Source organism: Acinetobacter lwoffii (assembly GCF_024129355.1).
Taxonomy (GTDB): Bacteria; Pseudomonadota; Gammaproteobacteria; order Pseudomonadales; family Moraxellaceae; genus Acinetobacter; species Acinetobacter lwoffii_I.
Genome location: NZ_JAMXXP010000074.1, coordinates 1 through 1,796, shown reverse-complemented (window position 1 = coordinate 1,796; position 1,796 = coordinate 1). Strand labels below are relative to the sequence as shown.

At 37.0% G+C, this 1,796-nt stretch carries 2 protein-coding genes; one reads left to right on the top strand and one right to left on the bottom strand.

Translation table 11 applies throughout. The annotated features are described in order from the left end of the window. Positions 1 to 86: 86 nt before the first annotated feature. Entirely contained in the window at positions 87 to 1,154 is a 1,068-nt protein-coding gene (locus NI468_RS15975) for a zinc-binding metallopeptidase family protein (RefSeq protein ID WP_004731123.1), read from the bottom strand. Positions 1,155 to 1,409: 255 nt separating this feature from the next. On the opposite strand from NI468_RS15975, the gene NI468_RS15970 reads away from it, so the two are divergent. Then, positions 1,410 to 1,733 carry a hypothetical protein gene (locus NI468_RS15970; RefSeq protein ID WP_253102607.1) on the top strand — a complete coding sequence of 108 codons (324 nt, stop codon included), beginning with the start codon at positions 1,410 to 1,412 and terminating at the stop codon, positions 1,731 to 1,733. Positions 1,734 to 1,796 lie beyond the last annotated feature (63 nt).

The following is a 1,796-nucleotide window of genomic DNA, read 5'->3' as shown; positions in this document are numbered from 1 at the left end:
AATTATCAAAGTTCTGTTGCTTTAGCCTGTATATTTTTATGGCTACCTTTATAGGGTTAATTATGAACAGTAAATGTCAACAGACCCTATTTAAAAACTTTTTCCAGCACATGCCGGTGAATAAATCGTAACTTGTCTTTAACTGCTTCGCTCAGTTTGAAGGGGTAGGCATCTTCCAGACCCATACAACGGTTTAAGGCATTCAGATTAAAGGTCAAGGTAACCCAGTTTTCCAGAATATGTTCAAAATCCTGTCCACCAATCGGGCATTCTTTAAAATCCATACTGGCCAGATAGCTGCCATTTCCTTCGACACGCATACCACCATAGTAGGCAGTTTCCAGTGTTTCCATCATATGCAGATAATGTGCCCAGGTTTCTGCCCAGTCTTCCCAGGGATGGGCGGTGGCATAAGCACTGATATACTTTTCCTGCCAGTTGATTGGTGCGCCTTCGTTATAATGGCGTTCAAGTGCCTTGCTGTAGTCTTGCCGCTCATCGCCAAAATACTGACGGAATTCATCTAGCAATTCCGGATGCATATGTTGCATGAGCGCAAAATAATAATGGCCGCTTTCATGGCGAAAATGACCTAATAAAGTCCGGTAGTTTTCACCCATATTTACACGTGTAGTTTCCCGATAAACTACATCTGCTTCAATTGCATTTAGGGTAATGACCCCATTGGCATGACCAATTAAAACAGGCTTATCTTCTTGGGGCAGGAGAAAATCAAAACGCAGACCAAATGGATCATCTTCAGACTTTTTAGGGCGTGGCATCATGTTCATGCGCTGGGCCAAATACAGGAATCGACGTTTGGCTTCTTCCAGTCGAAACCAGTAAATCAGGTTCTCAGAATTTTCCAAATCAGGAATGACATGGGTCAACTGACAGGATTCACAAAATTCCTCATCTTCATCGCTGGGAATCATCCAGTTGCATACCTGATAATTTACATAATTGTGACAGGGTTTATAACTGGCATGCTGGTAGTTTTTGGCGATTGGAACCCATCGCTCAGCACTCTGTTTTTCGAATGCGCATAGCTCTTTTTCCGAAGCGATATAACCGATCGGTGACAGACAGTGATCACAAACTGATTTGTAAAAAAACAGCTGTTGCTTGCAGACGGCACATTCAAAATGTTTCATTAAACTCCCTGTAGGGAAACGAACGACCTAAAATGTTTATCGATGATGAACACGAAAAAAGGTTCAGAATGCCTACCTAAATTTCTTCCTGATAAAGAAACATCATAAAAATTTCATTGAAAATTCTATATGGATGAATTGTAAAAAAGGTGTGAATGAATATCCCATCAAAGATAGTTTAATGATTATTGATATTGCTTTAGTTTTTGATTTATAAGAAAATTACCATTATTTAATTATAAAAATTGGTTTAGTATGGCTTTTTCATTTCTTAGTAATTCATTTAGCAATGTTATCATTCAATTAAAAAAATATATTTCTGAAATTAAAGAAAGGACAGATATTGATGAGTGGGAAAAGGAGTTACTAAAAAATTTAGATCCTATAGATCTTTATGATAATGAAAGGCTAAATGAGTTTGAAGAACACTGTATAGAGATCAAAAAAAGAAATGATTTAAGTTTAAAGTTGGTATTTGATAATGAGTATGGGGAATTAGGGCATCATTTTGAATATTCGGATCGAATAAAGCTAGAGTATATAAATTTATTAATAGATCTCTTGCGAAAGTTAATTTAAGAGCATCCAATTCACCATTCCAGCAATTAAATTCATTCTTAGACCAAATCGTTTCCGTCTATT

Coding starts and splice junctions, on each gene's coding strand:
- NI468_RS15975 (WP_004731123.1), bottom strand. CDS start 1,154: ATGAAACATTTTGAATGTGCCGTCTGCAAGCAACAGCTGTTTTTTTAC.
- NI468_RS15970 (WP_253102607.1), top strand. CDS start 1,410: ATGGCTTTTTCATTTCTTAGTAATTCATTTAGCAATGTTATCATTCAA.